Annotated in this window: 2 protein-coding genes and 1 pseudogene; all 3 read left to right on the top strand. The window is 73.3% G+C overall.

Annotated elements, in window-relative coordinates; translation table 11 throughout:
• Positions 1-334, top strand: a 334-nt coding sequence (locus IH13_RS0102695) for a ferric iron reductase (RefSeq protein ID WP_031080724.1), incomplete at its 5' end; no start/stop codon positions are given.
• Positions 335-372: 38 nt separating this feature from the next.
• Entirely contained in the window at positions 373-1,095 is a 723-nt protein-coding gene (locus tag IH13_RS0102690) for a GNAT family N-acetyltransferase (protein WP_031080722.1), read from the top strand.
• Positions 1,096-1,155: 60 nt separating this feature from the next.
• Positions 1,156-2,042 (top strand): annotated as a pseudogene (locus IH13_RS0102685) (IucA/IucC family protein); the annotation flags it as partial.

Genomic DNA, 2,042 nt, shown 5'->3' with positions numbered 1-2,042 from the left:
CCCGGGTATCGGCTCCGTCAGCGACACCTTCGTCACGGACGCCGTCACCGACGAGCGGATCGCCTACTACCTCGGCATCAACAACGTCTTCGGGCTCGTCGGGGCCTTCGGCTCCCAACGGCTGGCGGACGAGCAGGTGCTCCTCGCCGTGCTGCGCGGATTCCTCCAGGAGGCCGCGGCGCTGGGCTCGTCGCTGCCCGGGTACCTGCTCGCCACCGGCCACCTGCGGTGCAAGGCGAACATGCTGACCAGGCTGCACGGTCTCGACGAACTGGTCGGCCCGGTCGACACCCAGTCCGTCTACGTCACCATCACCAACCCGCTCCGCGCCTGAGGCCGAGCCGGCCGATCCCACGAGAGGAGAGCGTCACGGTGCACCAGGCCGATGCCCGTCCCGAGGCCGCCGGAGCGGAACCAGGCGGTGGCGCGGGGGGCGAAGACACCCTGGAAATGCGCCTCACCGAGGAGCTGCTCGCCGTCCTGGGTGACGGGCCGAGACCGGCCGACGTGCGCCACGCCGCCTCCGACCTCGTCGGCGACCCGGCGGAGTGGCGCCCGGTCACCACGTCCGCCGGGGAGTTCCGGCTCGTCCCGGTCGAGCTCGGACGCGACCTGGGTGTGCTCACCCGCTGGATGAACGACCCCGCGGTGGCGGCCTTCTGGGAGCTCGCCGGTCCCGAGTCCGTCACCGCCGACCACCTGAGGCGACAGCTCGACGGGGACGGCCGGAGCATCCCCTGCCTCGGCGTCCTGGGCGGCAGGCCGATGAGCTACTGGGAGGTCTACCGCGCCGACCTGGACCCGCTGGCCCGCCACTACCCGGCCCGGCCCCACGACATCGGCGTCCACCTGCTCGTCGGAGGCGTCGCCAACCGGGGCCGGGGCATCGGCACCGTGCTGCTGAGGGCCGTCTGCGACCTCGTACTCGACAACCGCCCGCACTGCGCCCGCGTCGTCGCGGAGCCGGACCTGCGCAACACCCCGTCCGTCGCCGCCTTCCTCGGCGCCGGATTCCGCTTCTCCGCGGAGGTCGAACTGCCCGGCAAACGAGCCGCCCTGATGCTCAGAGAGCGAGCCCACCGTGCACAGCTGTGACCCGCACACCCTCATACCCGTCCCGCTCGAACCCCATCGGTCCCACCCGGAGGTGTCCCCGTGCCGACATACCCTGCGCCCCACGACTCGGCCGAACCGTTCCCCGCACACGGCACCCCGGAACTGACCGGGGCGGTCTGGGACCGGGTGTCGGCACGGCTGCTCGCGAAGATGCTCGGAGAGTTCGCCTACGAGGAGATCGTCGTGCCCGCACCGGGGCCCGAGGGCGGACCGGGCGGCCCTGGGCACCACACCCTGCCCCTCGACGACGGCGCGACCCTGCACTTCCGGGCCCGGCGCGGTGTGTACGGCAGCTGGCGCGTCGACCCCGACTCGATCGAGGTGACCGCCGGGGCGGACACGGCGGTCGGCGCCGCCGGAGCGCACGGCGGCCGCACACCGTTCCGTGACCCGCTCGGCTTCCTCGCCCGGACCCGCCGGCTGCTCGGACTCGACGGCGCCACCCTCGGCCACCTCGTACGCGAACTCACCGCCACCCTGGCCGCCGACGCCCGGCTCGAACACACGGCGCTCGGCGCGGACCGGCTGGCGGACCTCCCGTACGCCGAACTGGAGGGGCACCAGACCGGCCATCCGTGGCTGGTGGCGAACAAGGGACGGCTCGGCTTCTCCGCCACCGACGCCGCCCGGTTCACCCCGGAGGCCCGGACGGCCACCAGACTGCCCTGGATCGCCGTCAGCACCCGCATATCCCGCTACCGGGGAGTGGCCCGCCTCGCCACCCCCGGAGCCCTCTACTCCCGCGAACTCGACGCGGACGTCCGGGAGTCCTTCGCCGGCGTCCTGCGTACCCGGGGGCTCGATCCCGAGGCCTATCTGTTCCTGCCGGTCCACCCCTGGCAGTGGGACGAGTGGATCGTCCCCCTCTTCGCCCCCGCGATCGCCGCCGGTGACATCGTGCCCCTGCACAGCGACGAGGACCTCCG

The sequence above is a fragment of the Streptomyces sp. NRRL WC-3549 genome (assembly GCF_000721935.1).
In the GTDB taxonomy this organism is placed as follows: Bacteria; Actinomycetota; Actinomycetes; order Streptomycetales; family Streptomycetaceae; genus Streptomyces.
Note: the sequence above shows the minus strand (reverse complement) of the source record. Positions and strands in the feature narration are given on the sequence as shown.